This window comes from Methylobacterium sp. WL119 (genome assembly GCF_008039875.1).
GTDB lineage: Bacteria > Pseudomonadota > Alphaproteobacteria > Rhizobiales > Beijerinckiaceae > Methylobacterium.
Map to the genome: position 1 here is coordinate 1 of NZ_VRUU01000103.1, position 15,957 is coordinate 15,957.

The following is a 15,957-nucleotide window of genomic DNA, read 5'->3' on the forward strand; positions in this document are numbered from 1 at the left end:
GCGCGACGTCGTCGACGGCCGGCGGGTCGGAACGGAGGGCGGCGGGTCGGGAGACGGTCATGGGGGGCACCTGTCGGCTGATCCGGGCATCGCGCCCGGGCCCCGGGGCGGGGCGTCGGCAAGGGCGACGGCGTGTCGATGGCCGGCAGATCAGCACGCCATGGTTAACGCATCGTTTCCCCGAGACGCGCTCGCAAGAACGGCGTGCGGAGCCTCGTCGCGCGGCGCGTGCCGGCCCCGGCACGCCGTTGGCCTGCCCCTTGCAGGATCGGATCCGCCCATGGCGGGCGTTTCCTCCCAACGACTGGGCCCTGCTCGCGACCCGGGCGGGGCCCTTCTTCTGCGCCGGGCCGATCCGTGCCGGCGGACGCCGTCGCCCGGGGGATCGCGGCCGATGCTGCGTTGCGGTGGCGGAGCGGCCGAAGCGGAACCGTCGCACGGTCAGGGCGCTTGCCTAGCGACCGTCGGGCCCGATATGCCGTGCCATTCGCGGATGCGCCCCTCGCGGACCCGCCGCCCGGGATTCCATGACCGACAAGCAAGGACCACGCTGGATGCGACTGGACACGTTTCGACACGCCCGTGGCGCAAGGCTGCCCCGGATGCTCCGCCCCGTGGCGCTGGCGGCCCTCCCGCTCGCCCTGCTGGCGCTCGCCGGCAGCCCGGCGCAGGCCCAGCGCGAGGACCAGGGGCTGCAGCTCGGCTGCGCCAACGACTATTTCCGCCTCTGCGCGGGCGTCGACCCGAACAGCCCGGCGGCCGAGGCCTGCATGACGCGCAACCGCAAGCGCCTGTCGCCCGAGTGCCGCAACGCCATCGGCGACTACGACAAGCGCACCGGCGGCAAGTCGATGCCGGAGGATTGAGCGGTCCGGGCGCGTCCGCGACGCGCCCGAAGCGACGATGGGGACGACGAGCGGCCGGCTCGGTCCGGGGGGATGCGGCGATTCCCCAGGGAGCCGGCCGCGTCATGAGTGGAGCCCGACGACATGGCTTTGACCGTTGCGGTCCAGATGGACCCGATCCAGGCGATCCGCATCGCCGGCGACACCACCTTCGCCCTGCTGCTCGAGGCGCAGGCGCGCGGCCACCGGCTGATCTACTACACCCCCGACCGGCTCTCGATGCAGGGCCGCCGCGTCACCGCGCGGGTGCAGGCGCTGACCGTGCAGGACGTGGAGGGCGCGCACGCGACGCTCGGCGAGATCGAGCGGATCGACCTGTCGGAGGCCGACGTGGTGCTGATGCGCCAGGACCCGCCCTTCGACATGGCCTACATCACCGCGACCCACATGCTGGAGAAGATCCACCCGCAGACGCTGGTGGTGAACAACCCGGCCGAAGTCCGCAACGCGCCGGAGAAGCTCTTCGTCCTCGACTTCCCCGACCTGATGCCGCCGACGCTGATCTCCCGCGACAAGGCGGAGATCGAGGACTTTCGCCGCGAGCACGGCACCGTGGCGATGAAGCCGCTGCACGGCCACGGCGGCGCGGCGGTGTTCCGCGTCTCCGAGACCGACCCGAACTTCGGCTCGATGTTCGACCTGTTCTCGGTCACCTTCCGCGAGGCGTGGGTGGTGCAGCGCTTCCTCGAGAAGATCACCGAGGGCGACAAGCGCATCATCCTGGTCGACGGCGAGCCGATGGGCGCGATCAACCGCGTGCCGGCCCTGAACGACATCCGCTCCAACATGGTCCGCGGCGGCGCCGCCCGGCCCTCCGACCTGACCGAGCGGGAGCGCGAGATCTGCGCCACGATCGGCCCAGAGCTGCGCCGCCGCGGCCTGATCCTCGTCGGCATCGACGTGATCGACGGGCACCTCACCGAGATCAACGTCACCTCCCCGACCGGCATCCGCGCGATCAAGCGCCTGGGCGGCCCGGACCTCGCGGTGAGCGTGTGGGACGCGATCGAGGCGCGCGTGGCGGGCTGAGGCGAAGCGGCTCGGCGGGGCGCGTCCGTCGCGGAGCCTCGCCGTATTCCGGCGCGAAGGACTGTCGCGGAAGCGGATGCTGCCGCCCGCGACTGCGCCATTGACTGACGGTGTCAATGACCTATATCGCACCATGCCAAGGCCGCCGCACACCGTGTCCGAGACGGCGCCGTACCTCGCACGCTGCGACAGGCTCGGGCTCACGCCGGACGAACGCGCGCGCATCGTCGATCAGGTCGCAGCCGATCCAAGCGGCGGCGATGTGGTTCGCGGTTCGGGCGGCGTGCGGAAGGTCCGCTTCGGCGGCTCGGGCGGGTACCGCGTGATGGTGGCCTATCTCGGCGACAGGGTGCCGGCCTATCTTCTGTCGATCCTGTCGAAAGGACAGCAGGCCAGTTTCACCAAGGCGCAGATCGAGGTCATGCACGGCCTGACCAAGAGCCTGAAGCGCCAGTGGAGCCTGAAGCTCAAGGAAGGGCGTGCCGATGATTGACGTGACGAACGACGTGTTCGGCGATATCGTCGCCGGGCTCGAGCAGGCGGCGGCGCATGGGGGGGGCGAGGCCGTATCCGGCATGGTCGTCCACGTTCCCGATGCGATCGACGTCGCCGAGATCCGGCGGCGTACGGGCAAGGCCCAGCCGGCCTTCGCCGCGAGCATCGGCGTCCCCGTCGGTACGTTGCGTCAGTGGGAGACCCGGCGCCGGCAGCCGCGGGGCGCTGCGCTCGTCCTTCTGGCGATGATCGCGACGAACCCGCGCTTGGTGGAGGAGACGCTGGGCCGCCAGGCGTGAGGCACCGCCCCGGGACGTCCAGGTCCCCGCGCGACGTCCGTGGTCCGGCGTGCATCCGGTCGATCGGCGATGGCCGGATCGTTTGGCGCTCCTCGACGCCGGGCGTCTGCGGACGAAGCCTCAGGTCTCACGTCTCCGATTTCGGCGTCGCGTTCAACTCGGCCCAATCGAACTCCTCCTCCAGCACGAAGTAGGCGTCGTCGCCGATCGCGCCCTCGCGGCGCAGGCGCATGACCGTGTCGCGGGCGGCGCCGATGGCGCGGCGGCGCAGGCCGTCGGTGGGCAGCGATTCCGGGGCGCGGCCCTCGTCGTGGTCCTCGGCCGCCGCGAGCGCGCCGCGAAGCTCCTCGCGCAGGGCCTCGGTGCCGGCGTCGTCCTCGGCCCCCTCGAGGCTGTCGAGCGCCGCGCGGTAGGCTTCGGCCCGGGCGCGGCCCACCTCGCGGCCGACCGGGTCGTCGTCCTCGAGGCCGAGCCGGGCGAGCAGCGGGTTCAGGGTCAGGCCCTGGACCACGAGGGTGCCGAGCACCGTGCCGAAGGCGGCGAACACGATGAGGTCGCGCTGGGGGAAGCCCTGCGGCAGGGCGAGCGCCGTGGCGATGGTGAGGATGCCGCGCATCCCCGCCCACGACACCGCGATCGCGCCGCGGAAGGCGTGGCGGCCGGGCTCGGCGAAGGCGAGGCCGGGCAGGGCGGAGGCCGGCAGCACCCAGGCGATCCGCACCAGCACCACCGTGGCGAAGACCGCGCCGGCGAGCGCGAGCGCGCCGAGCTGGTCGGCGCCGGCGAGGCGCTGCAGGATCGGGCCGATCTGGATGCCGATCAGCACGAAGGCCAGCACGTTGAGCACGAACACCGCGGTGTTCCAGACCGCGTAGGAGATGATGCGGGTGCGCGGCGCGGTGATGCCGGGGGTGCCGCGCGCCACGGTGATCGCGAAGGCGACCAGCGTCAGCACCCCGGACATCTCCAGGCGCTCGGCCGCGATCCAGATGCCGAAGGCGGCCACGAACTGCAGCACGATGGTGCTGGCCGCATCCTGCACCCGCCGCATCCCGGCGACGAAGGCGAACCCCGCGAGCGGCCCGACGACCAGGCTCGCGACCACGCCGACGAGGAAGGTCGGGCCGACCTCGGAGGCGTGGAAGGCGCCGCTCGCGGCGGCCGCGACGCCGAGCCGGTAGATCAGCAGCGAGCCGGCATCGTTGAGCAGGCTCTCGCCGCGCAGGATGGTGGTGAGGCGGTGCGGCAGCGAGACGTGGCGCAGCACCGAGAGCGCGGCCACCGCGTCGGGCGGCGCGACGATCGCGCCGAGCACGATGCAGGCGGCGAGCGGCATGCCCGGCACCAGCAGCTTGGCGACGACGGCGACGGCGATCGTCGTCACCGCCACCGCGCCGAAGGCGAGGCCGGCGATCGGGCGCCAGTTCACCCGCAGGTCGCGCAGCGAGGTGGCGTAGCCGGCATCCATCAGCACGGGGGCGAGGAACAGCGCCAGCGCCAGCTCGGGGTCGAGCTCGAGGTTCGGCACGCCCGGCACGAAGGCCAGCCCGACGCCGCCGAGCGCCAGGAAGGCCGGATACGGCGCCCCGATCCGCCGCGCGAAAGCGGCCAGAAGCACCGCGCCGAACAGGACGCCGACGACCCAATCGAAGATGATCATGGATCGGAGATAGGGCGCTGCGGGCGGCGCGGCGCCGAAACGGCGAGCCGTCCGGCAACGCGCCGCGACCCGCACGCCCCGGCGGAGCAAGCTCGGGATTTGCCGAACCCAGGGCTTGTCGAACCCAGGATTTGCCCAGCTCAGGATTTGCCGAGCCGGTCGCGGATCCAGGCCTGTGCCGCGTCGAGGTCGACGAAGACGGGGGCCCGCGGGTCGTCGAGCGGCCCGAAGCCGGCCTCCAGGAACCAGCGGCCCGCCCCGTCCTCGTGCTGGTCGGACAGGCGCACCAGCACGGCGACGAGGAAGCCGTCGGAGAAGACGAGCCGGCTCTCGTGGTCGTCGCTTCCCGTGGCGACCTGCACGGGCTGCAGGAACAGGCTCATGCGGCGGCCCGCTCGCCGAGATGGAGGTAGTTGGGCTTGAATTCGGCCAGCGCCCTCAGCCGGGGCAGGTCGAGGATCCGCACCCGCTTGCCCCGGAACTCGATGAGCCCGGACCGGCGCAGCTCCTGCAGCGTGCGGTTGAGGTGCACGTTCGACAGGCCGGTGGTGTCGGCGAGATCCAGCTGCGTGAGCGGCAGGTCGTAGCTGTCGTCCTCGGCCAGCCCCACCACCTGCAGCCGGATGCGAAGCTCGCAGAACAGGTGCGCGAGCCGCTCCAGGGCCGAGCGGCAGCCGACGTTCACCAGCCATTCGCGCAGCGTCGCCTCGTCCACCAGCGTGGTCATCCGGAGCGCGCGGGCGATCCGGGGATGGCTCTCCATCACCTCGACCACCGTCCTCGGCGGGATCAGGACCACGCGGCAGGCCGACAGCGTGGTGATCGAGTGGTCCATCGCGTCCAGCAACGCCACGTCGAGGTCGCAGAGGTCGCCCGGGACCAGGTAGGCGGTGATCTGGCGGGTGCCGGTGGCGCGCACCTTGTGGCGGCAGGCGATGCCCTCCAGGATCAGGAACACGCCCTGCGGCGCGTCGCCCTCGCGGGCGAGGTCGGTCTGCGACGGGACGATCCGCGACGGGGCGCTGATCCGCTCCAGCAGCGCCTCGTCGGCCTCCGACAGGGCCGCGAAGCCCTCGAGCTTGCGCACGAGCGGGTTGCGGCCCCTCGCCGCCCGAAGCCGCCGGACCGGTGCGGTCGGCGCATCGCCGGCGGGCGCGCGGCCGACGGGCTCGACGTGGGTCGGGGGCGCATGGACCGCCCCCTCATGCGCCGGCGCCGATCCGGCGGCGGCCAAAGCCGGCTCGTCGAGGGCGGGCTGGTCGATGGCCGGCTCGTCGAGGGTCAGCGCATCGAGCAGGGCCACCACGTCCCAGGGCAGCGCCGGCTTGCGCAGCCAGGGCTCGTCCCGGACGTCGCGGGCGGCGGGGTCGTCGCGCTCGAGGCCGGAATGGACGAGGAAGGGCAGCCGGCACTGGCGCAGCCGCGCGATCAGGGCGTCGGAGGGTCCTTCCTTGAGCACCAGGTCGACGACCGCCACGCTCGGCGCCTCCCGCTCCAGTGACAGCAGCGCCTCGGCCGCCGTCGCGAACGGCCCGATCACCCGGTAGCCCGCCCCCTCCAGGGCGTCGCTCAGATCCATGGCGACGATCGCGTCGGCTTCGGCGACCAGCACCGCCGGTTGCTGGGCCACGTCTTTCATTCGGATCTCCGGACGCGAAGGCGGCCGCCCCTTCGGGCAGCGCAGAGAGCAAGGTTTCGAATTCTAGACATACGCGAATGCCGCCCGGAAGAGGCACGGGAGCTTCAGTACGATAGCCAACACTTGGGTCTGTCTGCAATCATACAAACATCGAGGCGCGAAACTTTTCGATTGACCTCGCCGCGGGCGAGCGCTCATCTGGCCCATCGCCTGCCGGGGAGACGAGGCGCGGGCGCCTGGGAGACAGCGCGTGCTCTTGCCCGATCGGGACCGAGCGATGCCGGCACCGCAGCGATCCAGCGTCCGCAACCGCTTGTTGAGGGCGCTCTCGCCCGCCGACTTCGCGTTGCTCCAGCCGGCCCTGCAGCCGGTCGCGACCGAGCTGCGACAGACCCTGATCACGCCCGACGAGCCGATCCGGACGCTGTACTTCCCCGAGGACAGCCTTGCCTCGATCGTCAGCGGGGCCGCCGGCAGGGTCGAGATCGGCGTGATCGGGCGGGAGGGCCTGGTCGGGGCCGCGCCGGTGCTGCTCGCCGTCGACCGGTCGCCGTTCCACCACTTCGTCCAGAGCCCGGGCGGGATGCTGTCCATCGCCACCGCGGACCTGCTGGCCGCGGTCGACGAGAGCCCGACCCTGCGCGGGCTGCTGCTGCGCTTCGTCCAGATCCTGATGCTGCAGACGGCGCAGACCGCCTTCGTCAACGCGGCCTACAACATCGACGTGCGCCTCGCCCGCTGGCTGCTGATGTGCCACGACCGGCTGGAGGGCGACGACCTCGTGCTCACCCACGAGTTCCTGTCCCTGATGCTGGGCGCGCAGCGCAGCAGCACGACCCTGGCGGTCCAGGCCCTGGAGGGGCACGGCCTGATCCGCGCGCGGCGCGGCCGCATCACGATCCTGAGCCGCGAAGGGCTGGAGGCGGTCGTGGACGACGGCTACGGCCTGCCCGAGCGCGAGTACGCCCGGTTGATCGGGAGCCTGTGATGCCGCGGTACTTCTTCCATGTCCGGCACCGCGAAGGCCCGGCGGGGCTGGCGATCGACGAGGAGGGCGACGAGCTCGCCGACGTGGAGGCCGCCCGCGCGCGGGCGCTCGCCGTCGCCCGCCGGATGATCGCGCAGGACCGCCTGACGCTGATCCGCGACTGGATGGTGTGCAGCTTCGAGATCGCCGACGAGGCCGGCGAGCGCGTGCTCACGGTGCCGTTCGGCGACACCGTCCCGGACGAGGACGGCCCGGGCTGACCCGCAGGCCTCGCGGCCGCGGGCCGGCGCGCCGCCCGGGCTCAATACTGCACGGTCGCCCGCACCCCGAGCACGGTGGCGTTCTTCAGCCGGCGCCCGTCCGCGTCGGCGACGCCGCCGCTCGGGCGGATGATGTACTGCACGTCCGGCTGCACGGTGAAGCCCGGCACCACCAGCGCCTGGTAGGTCGCCTCCAGCGCGGTCTCGGCCCGCCGCCGCGGGATCGCGGTGCCGGTGAACAGGATGGTGTCGGTGTCGGCCCGGCGGGCGTCGTCGGCGTAGCGGGCATAGGCGATGCCGGCGCCGATCGTGTCGTCGTCGCGCCCCGGGATCAGGCCCTTGTAGGCCAGGCCGGCATCGACGTAGGCCGAGATCAGGCTGGAGCGCGTCGGCGAGAGCGAGGCGCGCACGAACACCGACAGGCCCTCGTCGTCCTTCTCGGGCTCGATCAGCAGGCTCTGGTCGATCATCGCGTAGAGGCCGGCATTGCCCCGGCGCTGGCGCGGCACGCCGGACGAGGCCGGGTCGGCGAGGGACAGGCCGAGCGTGTCGCGGCGCAGGTCGTCGAAGCGGCCGAAATGCTGCCAGCCGCCGAACGTCACCGTGCCCGGCAGCGCCGTCGAGCCCTTCTCGGTGTTGTAGGAATAGGCCGCCTCGGCCACGATCAGGGCCGGGTCGTTCGTGCGGAAGTTCGTGCCGGTGCGGTTGAGGCGCTGCTCCTCCGCGTCGTCGCCGGGGCGGTTGGCGCCGGCCGGATCGCCGTCGTAGATCCCGGCCTGGAACGACAGGCCGCCGCCGGGCTCGAATTTTACGCGAACGGCCGGCGCCGCCACGGGATAGGCCGGGCCGCCGGAAGGCAGGTTGGCGCTGGTGATCGCCGGCCAGCCGAAGCTCGAGTTCACGAACAGCGTCGCGGTCTGGCTGACGAAGAACTCGGTGTCGGCGGCCTGCTGGCCGATGCGCAGGCCGAGCTTGCCGTCGAGGAACTGCTGGTCGAACCACAGCACGTAGAGCCGAGTCGCGGGCAGCGCCCCGATCACGCTGACGTCGAGCAGGTTGCCGACGTAGTAGCGCGACAGGCCGGTGCCGTGGATGAAGTAGGCGTTGGCGTGCACGCTCACGCCCTGCCAGCCGGCGAGCTTGTCGAGGTCGAGGTAGAGCCGCAGGTTCAGCCGGTCCTCGACCACCGCCCCCTGCCGCATCCCGCCGGTCGGGTTGCCGAGCACGTCGGTGATGTAGGTGAGGCTGTACTGGATGCCCCGCTCCTTCAGGACCGGGCGCAGGCCGAACGGATCGCCGAGCGGCCCGAGATAGGGCTCGACCGAGCGGGCATAGCCGCCCGAGGTCTGGCTCGTGGTCTCGGGCTGCGCCACCGAGGTCCGCACGTCGCCGCCGGCGCCTTCGCGGATCACCGGAATGACCGGGGGCGCCGGCGATGCCTGCTGCGCTTGCGCAAGCGTCGGGAGGCCGAGCATCGCGGCGGCGAGGCAAGGGAGCAGGCGGCTGCGCGGAAGGGGGGCTGGACGCGACACGACTGAACCCTGAAGCCTTCGTGGCCCGATCCTAGCCCCACCGAACGGGCCTGTCCCGTGCAGGTTAAGCACACCGGCCGGGTTCCGGGCCGAAGGGATGCTTCGGAGGGCCGATGAAGCGCGGATCTCCTCGCTCTCACAGATCTCGGGCTTGCCCGAGATCTGCACGTCGTGTGCCCAAACCTGCCCGTCCTGTGTCCAAGTCGGAGAGACCCGACTTGGATGCGGGAGAGGGACACAGTGAGGGGACAGGTCTTTCCGGACAGGTCGCACCCCGACCCTCTCCCGGACCGGAGCGGGGGCCGCGTCGGCGCTTCGCGCGATCCCTTCGTCGAGACCCGCGGCTTTGCGCCCGCGGCACGGTTTTCGTACAGCCGGCCGATCCGTCGCCAGCCGTGAGCGAGACCATGCCCGAGACACCCGTCTTCTCCCACGGCGCCGTCGCCGCCCCGCACCACCGCGCCGCGCAGGCCGGGCAGACCGTGCTGGCGCAGGGCGGCAACGCGATCGAGGCGATGACCGCGATGGCCGCGACGATCGCCGTGGTCTACCCGCACATGAACGGCATCGGCGGCGACGGGTTCTGGCTGGTGCGCGAGAAGGGCGGCCGGGTGCGCGGCATCGAGGCCTGCGGGCCGGCCGGCGCGCTCGCCACCCGGGCGCGCTACCGTGAGCGCGAGCTCGACGCGATCCCGTCCCGCGGCCCCGACGCCTGCGTCACGGTCGCGGGCGCCGTCGGCGGCTGGCGGCTGGCGCTGGAGCTGTCGCGGGCGCTCGGCGGCAGGCTGCCGCTGGAGACGCTGCTCGCCGACGCGATCCGCCACGCCCGCGAGGGCTGCCCGGTCTCGCCCTCGGAGGGGCGCTACGTGCCGAAGGAGCTCGACACCCTCCACGACGCCCCGAACTTTTCCGCGACGTTCCTCAAGGCGGGCAAGCCGTGGCCGGTGGGCGACGTGCGGAGGTTGCCGGCGCTGGCCGCGACCCTGGAGCAGCTCGCCCATGCCGGGCTCGACGACTTCTACCGCGGCGACGTCGGCCGCGAGATCGCCGCCGACCTCGAGCGCCTCGGCGCGCCGGTGACGCGGGCCGACCTGAAGGCCTACCAGCCGCGCGAGCGCGCGCCGCTCTCGATCCGCCGCCGCGACGCGACGCTCTACAACTTCCCGCCGCCGACGCAGGGCCTGGCGGCGCTGCTGATCCTCGGCATCGTCGACCGCCTCGACATCCGCCAGGCGGAGACCACGGCGCATTACCACGGGCTGATCGAGGCGACGAAGCGCGCCTTCGCGATCCGCGACCGGGTGGTGACCGACCACGACCGCCTGACCTCGGACCCGGCGACCTACCTCACGCCCGAAAGCCTCGCCCGCGAGGCGGCGCAGGTGGACATGGCGCGCGCCGCCGCGATCCCGCTGCGGAACCCCGGCGAGGGCGACACCGTGTGGATGGGCGCGATCGACGCCGACGGCCTGGCCGTGTCCTACATCCAGTCGATCTACTGGGAATACGGCTCGGGCTGCGTGCTGCCGAAGACCGGCATCCACTGGCAGAACCGCGGCACGTCGTTCTCGCTCGACGCCGACGCCGTGAACCCGCTGGAGCCGGGACGGCGCCCGTTCCACACCCTGATCCCGGCGCTCGCCTGCTTCGACGACGGCCGGGTGATGGCCTACGGCTCGATGGGCGGCGACGGCCAGCCGCAGTTCCAGGCGCAGATCTTCACCCGCTACGCCGATTACGGCCGCGGCCCCGCCGACGCGGTCGACGCCCCGCGCCTGCTCTACGGCCGCACCTGGGGCGCGGAATCGCTGACGGTGAAGGTCGAGGACCGCTTCGACCCGGCCTGCATCCGCGCCCTCGAGCGCATGGGCCACCGGATCGAGGAGCTCGGCGGCGCCTACATCGACTCGCTCGGCCACGCCGGCATGCTGGTGCGCCACGCCAGGAACGGGCGGATCGAGGCGACGCACGACCCGCGCTCGGACGGCGGCGCGCTGGGGTTGTGAGGGAACGGGCGGCCGGAGGCGCGCCGCGACGCCTCCGCGGCGGACCCGGGCGCGATCGGATGGGTCGGCCCACGGGCCGCGATCGGCCGCTCCCTCGGGGGCGGCCGGATGGCGAGGATCCGGCCGCGCCGGCCGCCGTGCCCGTCCGGCGAGATCAGGCGGCCGCCGCGGCGAGGACGCAGCGGAGCTGCTCGTCCAGGTCGCGCGCGACGCCGTCGACCTCGGGGGCGCCGAACTGGCCGAAGGTGGTGGCCGGGCGGTCGTACTCGAACGCGACGCGGCCCTCGGCATCCTCGCGCAGGAGCACCCGGACCGGCGCGTACAGGGCGGCCGAAAGGATGTGCCGGGTCATCCGCGCGGCCGTCAGCGGGTTGCCGATGTCGTACTGGACGGCCTTGCGCACGAGCCCGGCGGTGCGGAGCAGCCCGCCATGGTCGCGGGCGCCGAAGATCGAGAGCGGCGCCTGGCGCTCGAGGAGGTCGCGCGCCGCGTCCACCTGCCCGTCCAGCAGCAGCTCGGCATAGGCGTGGTCGAGGCGCGGCACCGACGCCTCCAGGGCGGACCGCACCGCCTCGAAGGACTTGGGGGAGCGCAGCGTCACGTGCTCGATCGTGACCTGGGTCGTGGAGATCGGGTCGTTCATGGGATCGATGCCTCGGGTCTCTCGCCTCGGGTTCTCGGGCTCGATCGCGCGCGCCGGACGCGTGGCCCGCCTCCGCTGCGGCCGACCGATCGCCGTATGCCTGAAGAAGGGCGCGGAGCGGCGTCCGCAAGACGGACAAGATATCTACGCCATCGATACTTGGGATCGATCGCATCTGTTTGATCGATAGAGTGGCCGTTCGCATCTTCGCCTCATCGAACGACGGGCAGCCCCGTCGCAGTTGAGGATCGACGGATGACCCACCGCACCATCACCCTCGCCGCCGCCCTGGCCCTGACCATCGGGACCCTCGCCGCGGCCCCCGCCTCCGAGGCGACCGCCACCGGAAACGCCGTCGCCGTGCCCGCCGTGCTCGGTGCGGGCTATCACGTGCCGGGCGTGGCGCTCGGCGCCGCCGACGTCCGCGCGCAGGGCGGCCTTCTCGTGCCGAACCTGACGCGGTGGCGGCCCGCATCCGTTGCCGAGGCGTCGGCCGAGCGCTTCCAGGCGCCGGCCGCCTTCACCGTCGCCTACCGGACCCGCGGCATCGCCACGAATGCCGCCCAGGTCCTTAAGCAGGGCGGCTTCGCGACCGCCGGCGCCGTGCGCTGGCTGCCCGATGTCCCCGCCTCGGCCGAGCTCGGCGCAAGCACCGTGACGCTCGGGGCCCTGTGAGCGGGGACCGGTCCGCGGAGCGAGCCTCAACCCTGCGAAGCCCTGGCCGATCGCGCGCATCGGCCAGGACTGCAGATCCACCCGATGCGCCGCCGCGCCGCGCGCCTTTCGCTCGACCGGGTCGACGGGTTTGCGGCCGGTCCGCCCGCGGCCGTAGATGGTCCGGCGCGGACATCGCCGATGTCCTGCCGAGGAGGCTTCGATGGCGACCGAGCAGACCACGATCCGGACACGCGACGGCGCCTGCCTGACGCATATCGTGACGCCTGCCGGTGGCGGGCCGTGGCCGGCGGTGATCCTCTACATGGACGCCGGCGGCATCCGCCCGGCGATGCTCGACATGGCGCAACGGCTCGCCGATGCCGGCTACGTCGTCCTCGTCCCGGATCTGTTCTACCGCTACGGCCCCTACGGGCCGTTCGTGCCGCGCGACGTCCTGGCGGCCGGCTTCCGCGCCATCCTCGGCCCGCTGATGGCGACGACCGACCCGATCAAGGCCGCGGACGATACCGGTGCCGTCCTGGCCTATCTCGACACGCGCGACGACGTCGCGGGACGCAGGGTCGGTGCGGTCTGCTTCTGCATGGGGGGCGGCATGGCGCTCGCCGCGGCGGGAACCTACCCCCACCGATTCGCCGCCGCGGCGAGCTTCCACGGCGGCAACCTCGCCACCGATGCGCCGACGAGCCCCCACAGGCTCGCGCCCGCGCTGATGGCGGAGATCCACATCGCCGCGGCCGAGAACGACGACAGCTATCCGCCCGCGATGGCCGCGCGCCTGGAGCACACCCTGGCGCAGGCCGGCGTGCGCTACACGGCGCGGACCTATCCCGCCGCGCATGGCTGGATGATGCCGGATTTCCCCGTCCACGATCCCGACGCCGCCGAGCAGGGCTGGCACGCGATGCGCGCCCTCTTCGGCCGCACGCTGCACGGCGGCGGATAACGGCGCGCCGCGGATCGCCCGGGGGCCTTCCGAAAAGACCGGCCGCCCTCCCCCGCCCGAGGCGCGGTCCGGCCCCTGCGCCGGGGATCGATGCCCCGCTCTCGGACGCGGGCCGCGAGCCGGGTCCCCCCCGTGTTCGGATCCCTCGGGCGCGCGAGGTCCGCCTATTGCCGCCCTATTCGTGCGGACGTCCCGGACGAACCCCGATCGATCGGCCGTCCTCGATCCTATTCGAGCCGTCGCGGGCCCGCGCGTCGAGGCGATGTGCATCACATCGGGGGCTCAGGCCCGGGCGGTGCTGATGAGGCTCCGGCCGCCGCCCGCGGAAAGTGCAGCCTTTGTGCAACGGCGGCCCAATCTTGGCACTAAGGTGCCTGAAACCGCTATTTTTTTGGGCGACGCTGTAGAATAATTCTCCAGGTTGAGACGGAAGAGGTCGGACCGCAAGACGGCGCTTGGGCCATCGCCGAACAGAACTCGCACCGGACAAGCGAGCTTCGGCACGATGGTCTCGAGGCGACGTGCCCGACATTCGAGATCCCTGGGGTAGGAACGAGAACATGATGAAGACCTGGCTTGCCGCAGGTGCGGTCGCCCTCACCGTCGGCATGAGCACCACCGTTCTGGCCGGTCCGGTCACGCAGCCCGGCGAGCAGGTCGGCCTCGCCTACGGCCCGCTGCCGCAAGGCGTCTACGCGATCAACACCTTCAGCACCGGCCGCGGCGACGCGCGCAACAGCCCGGACGTCGGCGTCAACGTGCCGATCCTGGTCTGGTCGACCGGCTACAAGGTGCTCGGCGCGACCATCATGCCGGTGATCGCGGTCCCGTCGGTGTTCGTGGGCACGAACAACCCGGCCGGCGTCGCCAACCAGGACCAGAGCTACTTCTACAACCCCTTCATCGGCAACATCTTCGCCTGGGATCTCGGCAACAAGATCAGCGCCGCCTACCTCGTCGGCGCCTATGTCGGCGTCGGCGACCGCGGCTCGCTCTGCAACGGTGCTCCCGGCGCCGCCTGCATCGCCGGCGGTGCCACCCCGGTGCTGCCGCAGGTCGCCGGCACCTCGATCCGCAACACCGGCGGCATCTCCTACACCGGCGAAGGCTGGAACCTGACCGCCGCGCTCACCCACATCCTGCAGGTGGACGACGCGCCGCGCTTCGGCGGCCAGGTCGGCGCCGCCCTCGGCCCGATCCCGAATTCCGACGGCCTCTACATCGACCTGACCGCGACCAAGACCTTCGGCAAGTTCGAGATCGGCGCCGTGGCCTACGGCTACACCGACCTGCCGGTGAACCGGAACCGGGCGATCTACGCGAACTACCAGAAGCAGGGCACGTTCGCGGCCGGCGGCCTGATCGGCTACGACTTCGGCATCTTCAAGACGCAGCTCATGGTGACCCGCACCGTCGCCGACCGCGGCGTCGGCCCGTTCGCCGACGAGACCCGCGGCTGGGTCCGCTTCATCGCGCCGCTCTACACCACCGCCGCCGCCGCGGTCGCCGCGCCGACCCCGCTCGTCCGCAAGTACTGATCGCCAACGACCGATCGACCGACGATGCCGGCTCCCCGTGAGCCGGCATCGTCATGTCGGGTGGCCGCGATCGTCGCGAACCGCGTCCATCGGCCGATGCGGAGCGATCGCCGCGGACCGGTCGCCCGCGAGGCACGACGAAAAGCCCCGCGCGGCTCGAGCCGGCGGGGCTGAGTGTGAGAATCGAAGCAAAGGGGAAACGGAAGCTTCGCCTTCTCAGGATCGACAGCATATCGATCGCCGACCCGACAGCAAGGTCTGATTTCATAAGTCACGAATTCTGGCACGGAATTACAGTTTTGACGATCCGTTCAGTGAGAAAAACGAACCGGATACTGACCTCGCAATCCCTCGAAGGATCGGCAGCAGCCCGGCAGCATGCTCCGCTCGGCATCGGCATGGTGCCGGCATGCGCGGCACTGATCCGGCGCTCCCCGGGCCCAGCGCGCGCATCGGCGCCCCCGACCTCTGAAACGGACGGCCCCCGCACCGCCTGAAGCGGCGGCGGTCGACCGGCCCGCCGGCCGGCGCCAGGCTGGCGGCCATGCAGGGTCCACAGCGCCTCGGATCGCAGGGGCGGTGACGGATCGATCGGGTGCCGCTCCGGGGGCCGGCGCGACCCGGTCCGCGAGCGTGCGGGTCGAACGTCCGCTGCCGCGGTTGATCGCGCGGCGCCGAACCTGGCTCGCTGCCGCCGTCGGCGCGGGCCCGCGGCTCCGCGACGACTGGAGCCGGCCGCGCCCCTGACCGCCGACGGCTGAAAGCCGATCCCCGCATCCGGCGCCGTTCCAGCCTTCACCATCCGGCCTTGACCTTCCCACCGTTGGAAGCCCCATCTCGGCTCCATGCTGAACGCAGACGCCGACACGCTCACCCCGACCGCGACCGACCCGCACGCGCCGGCCGACACCCGCACCGTCGCCCTGCCCGTCTTGGGCATGACCTGCGCGTCCTGCGCGGGCCGCATCGAGACGGCGTTGCGGGCGGTGCCGGGCGTCGCGAGCGCCTCCGTGAACCTCGCCACCGAGCGCGCCAGCGTCACCGTCGCGGGCGCAGTGCCGACCGCGGCCCTCGCGCAGGCGGTGACGGATGCCGGCTACGACGTCGCGGCCGAGACCGTCGATCTCGCGGTCACGGGCATGACCTGCGCGTCCTGCGCCGGGCGGGTGGAGGCGGCGTTGCGGGCCGTGCCCGGCGTCTCCACGGCCGCGGTCAACCTCGCCACCGAGCAGGCGCGGGTGACGGTCGCGGCCGGCACCGTCACCGCCGACGCGCTCGTCGCGGCGATCGAGGCGGCCGGCTACGAGGCGGCCCCGGCGGCGACCGCGGGCGGGGCCGAGGC

General features: G+C 72.4%; 16 protein-coding genes. 11 read left to right on the plus strand and 5 right to left on the minus strand.

Annotated elements, in window-relative coordinates; translation table 11 throughout:
• Window positions 1-602 precede the first annotated feature (602 nt).
• The 4 genes from FV227_RS23765 to FV227_RS23780 all read left to right on the plus strand — a co-directional run bounded on the left by FV227_RS23765 (window position 603) and on the right by FV227_RS23780 (window position 2,728).
• Window positions 603-866, plus strand: a complete 264-nt coding sequence (locus FV227_RS23765) for a hypothetical protein (protein WP_147729324.1) — start codon at window positions 603-605, stop codon at window positions 864-866.
• 123 nt (window positions 867-989) lie between these two features.
• Window positions 990-1,934: a glutathione synthase gene (gene gshB / locus FV227_RS23770; protein WP_147729325.1), complete on the plus strand. Its 945-nt coding sequence runs from the start codon at window positions 990-992 to the stop codon at window positions 1,932-1,934.
• Window positions 1,935-2,010: 76 nt separating this feature from the next.
• Complete coding sequence (locus FV227_RS23775) at window positions 2,011-2,427, plus strand: addiction module toxin RelE (RefSeq protein ID WP_147860058.1); 417 nt, start codon at window positions 2,011-2,013, stop codon at window positions 2,425-2,427.
• Window positions 2,420-2,728: a transcriptional regulator gene (locus tag FV227_RS23780; protein WP_147729327.1), complete on the plus strand. Its 309-nt coding sequence runs from the start codon at window positions 2,420-2,422 to the stop codon at window positions 2,726-2,728. The genes FV227_RS23775 and FV227_RS23780 overlap by 8 nt, the downstream gene beginning before the upstream one ends.
• A gap of 127 nt (window positions 2,729-2,855) precedes the next feature.
• Here FV227_RS23780 and FV227_RS23785 read toward each other — a convergent pair whose 3' ends face one another.
• The 3 genes from FV227_RS23785 to FV227_RS23795 all read right to left on the minus strand — a co-directional run bounded on the left by FV227_RS23785 (window position 2,856) and on the right by FV227_RS23795 (window position 6,027).
• Complete coding sequence (locus tag FV227_RS23785) at window positions 2,856-4,388, minus strand: sodium:proton antiporter (RefSeq protein ID WP_147860059.1); 1,533 nt, start codon at window positions 4,386-4,388, stop codon at window positions 2,856-2,858.
• A 140-nt stretch (window positions 4,389-4,528) separates the two neighbouring features.
• Window positions 4,529-4,771 (minus strand): hypothetical protein, encoded by a 243-nt coding sequence (locus tag FV227_RS23790; RefSeq protein ID WP_147728911.1) that lies wholly within the window; start codon window positions 4,769-4,771, stop codon window positions 4,529-4,531.
• The gene (locus tag FV227_RS23795; RefSeq protein WP_147860060.1) at window positions 4,768-6,027 is read right to left on the minus strand and encodes a helix-turn-helix domain-containing protein; all 1,260 of its coding nucleotides are present in this window, start codon (window positions 6,025-6,027) and stop codon (window positions 4,768-4,770) included. Before FV227_RS23795 ends, FV227_RS23790 begins: the two co-directional genes overlap by 4 nt.
• Window positions 6,028-6,304: 277 nt before the next feature.
• On the opposite strand from FV227_RS23795, the gene FV227_RS23800 reads away from it, so the two are divergent.
• Window positions 6,305-7,015, plus strand: a complete 711-nt coding sequence (locus FV227_RS23800) for a Crp/Fnr family transcriptional regulator (RefSeq protein WP_147728909.1) — start codon at window positions 6,305-6,307, stop codon at window positions 7,013-7,015.
• Entirely contained in the window at window positions 7,015-7,275 is a 261-nt protein-coding gene (locus FV227_RS23805) for a hypothetical protein (protein WP_147728908.1), read from the plus strand. Before FV227_RS23800 ends, FV227_RS23805 begins: the two co-directional genes overlap by 1 nt.
• 41 nt (window positions 7,276-7,316) lie before the next feature.
• Here the strand turns inward: FV227_RS23805 and FV227_RS23810 are convergent, their stop codons facing one another.
• Entirely contained in the window at window positions 7,317-8,750 is a 1,434-nt protein-coding gene (locus FV227_RS23810) for a carbohydrate porin (RefSeq protein WP_147860064.1), read from the minus strand.
• Between the two features lie 464 nt (window positions 8,751-9,214).
• On the opposite strand from FV227_RS23810, the gene FV227_RS23815 reads away from it, so the two are divergent.
• Window positions 9,215-10,813 carry a gamma-glutamyltransferase family protein gene (locus FV227_RS23815; RefSeq protein WP_147860061.1) on the plus strand — a complete coding sequence of 533 codons (1,599 nt, stop codon included), beginning with the start codon at window positions 9,215-9,217 and terminating at the stop codon, window positions 10,811-10,813.
• A 154-nt stretch (window positions 10,814-10,967) separates the two neighbouring features.
• Here FV227_RS23815 and FV227_RS23820 read toward each other — a convergent pair whose 3' ends face one another.
• Window positions 10,968-11,456 carry a DUF302 domain-containing protein gene (locus FV227_RS23820; RefSeq protein WP_147728804.1) on the minus strand — a complete coding sequence of 163 codons (489 nt, stop codon included), beginning with the start codon at window positions 11,454-11,456 and terminating at the stop codon, window positions 10,968-10,970.
• 255 nt (window positions 11,457-11,711) lie between these two features.
• Between FV227_RS23820 and FV227_RS23825 the strand changes: the two genes are divergently transcribed.
• The 4 genes from FV227_RS23825 to FV227_RS23840 form a co-directional block, all read left to right on the plus strand.
• Window positions 11,712-12,131: a hypothetical protein gene (locus FV227_RS23825; protein ID WP_147728803.1), complete on the plus strand. Its 420-nt coding sequence runs from the start codon at window positions 11,712-11,714 to the stop codon at window positions 12,129-12,131.
• 202 nt (window positions 12,132-12,333) lie between these two features.
• Window positions 12,334-13,077: a dienelactone hydrolase family protein gene (locus tag FV227_RS23830; protein WP_147860062.1), complete on the plus strand. Its 744-nt coding sequence runs from the start codon at window positions 12,334-12,336 to the stop codon at window positions 13,075-13,077.
• A 560-nt stretch (window positions 13,078-13,637) separates the two neighbouring features.
• The gene (locus FV227_RS23835; RefSeq protein WP_147728801.1) at window positions 13,638-14,615 is read left to right on the plus strand and encodes a transporter; all 978 of its coding nucleotides are present in this window, start codon (window positions 13,638-13,640) and stop codon (window positions 14,613-14,615) included.
• An 845-nt stretch (window positions 14,616-15,460) separates the two neighbouring features.
• Window positions 15,461-15,957 (plus strand): copper ion binding protein (locus tag FV227_RS23840; RefSeq protein ID WP_147860063.1); only part of this gene is annotated, 497 nt, incomplete at its 3' end.

Excerpts from the sequence above, each read along its gene's own strand:
- FV227_RS23765 (WP_147729324.1), top strand. The coding sequence starts at position 603 with ATGCTCCGCCCCGTGGCGCTGGCGGCCCTCCCGCTCGCCCTGCTGGCG.
- gshB (WP_147729325.1), top strand. The coding sequence starts at position 990 with ATGGCTTTGACCGTTGCGGTCCAGATGGACCCGATCCAGGCGATCCGC.
- FV227_RS23775 (WP_147860058.1), top strand. The coding sequence starts at position 2,011 with ATGCTGCCGCCCGCGACTGCGCCATTGACTGACGGTGTCAATGACCTA.
- FV227_RS23780 (WP_147729327.1), top strand. The coding sequence starts at position 2,420 with ATGATTGACGTGACGAACGACGTGTTCGGCGATATCGTCGCCGGGCTC.
- FV227_RS23785 (WP_147860059.1), bottom strand. The coding sequence starts at position 4,388 with ATGATCATCTTCGATTGGGTCGTCGGCGTCCTGTTCGGCGCGGTGCTT.
- FV227_RS23790 (WP_147728911.1), bottom strand. The coding sequence starts at position 4,771 with ATGAGCCTGTTCCTGCAGCCCGTGCAGGTCGCCACGGGAAGCGACGAC.
- FV227_RS23795 (WP_147860060.1), bottom strand. The coding sequence starts at position 6,027 with ATGAAAGACGTGGCCCAGCAACCGGCGGTGCTGGTCGCCGAAGCCGAC.
- FV227_RS23800 (WP_147728909.1), top strand. The coding sequence starts at position 6,305 with ATGCCGGCACCGCAGCGATCCAGCGTCCGCAACCGCTTGTTGAGGGCG.
- FV227_RS23805 (WP_147728908.1), top strand. The coding sequence starts at position 7,015 with ATGCCGCGGTACTTCTTCCATGTCCGGCACCGCGAAGGCCCGGCGGGG.
- FV227_RS23810 (WP_147860064.1), bottom strand. The coding sequence starts at position 8,750 with ATGCTCGGCCTCCCGACGCTTGCGCAAGCGCAGCAGGCATCGCCGGCG.
- FV227_RS23815 (WP_147860061.1), top strand. The coding sequence starts at position 9,215 with ATGCCCGAGACACCCGTCTTCTCCCACGGCGCCGTCGCCGCCCCGCAC.
- FV227_RS23820 (WP_147728804.1), bottom strand. The coding sequence starts at position 11,456 with ATGAACGACCCGATCTCCACGACCCAGGTCACGATCGAGCACGTGACG.
- FV227_RS23825 (WP_147728803.1), top strand. The coding sequence starts at position 11,712 with ATGACCCACCGCACCATCACCCTCGCCGCCGCCCTGGCCCTGACCATC.
- FV227_RS23830 (WP_147860062.1), top strand. The coding sequence starts at position 12,334 with ATGGCGACCGAGCAGACCACGATCCGGACACGCGACGGCGCCTGCCTG.
- FV227_RS23835 (WP_147728801.1), top strand. The coding sequence starts at position 13,638 with ATGATGAAGACCTGGCTTGCCGCAGGTGCGGTCGCCCTCACCGTCGGC.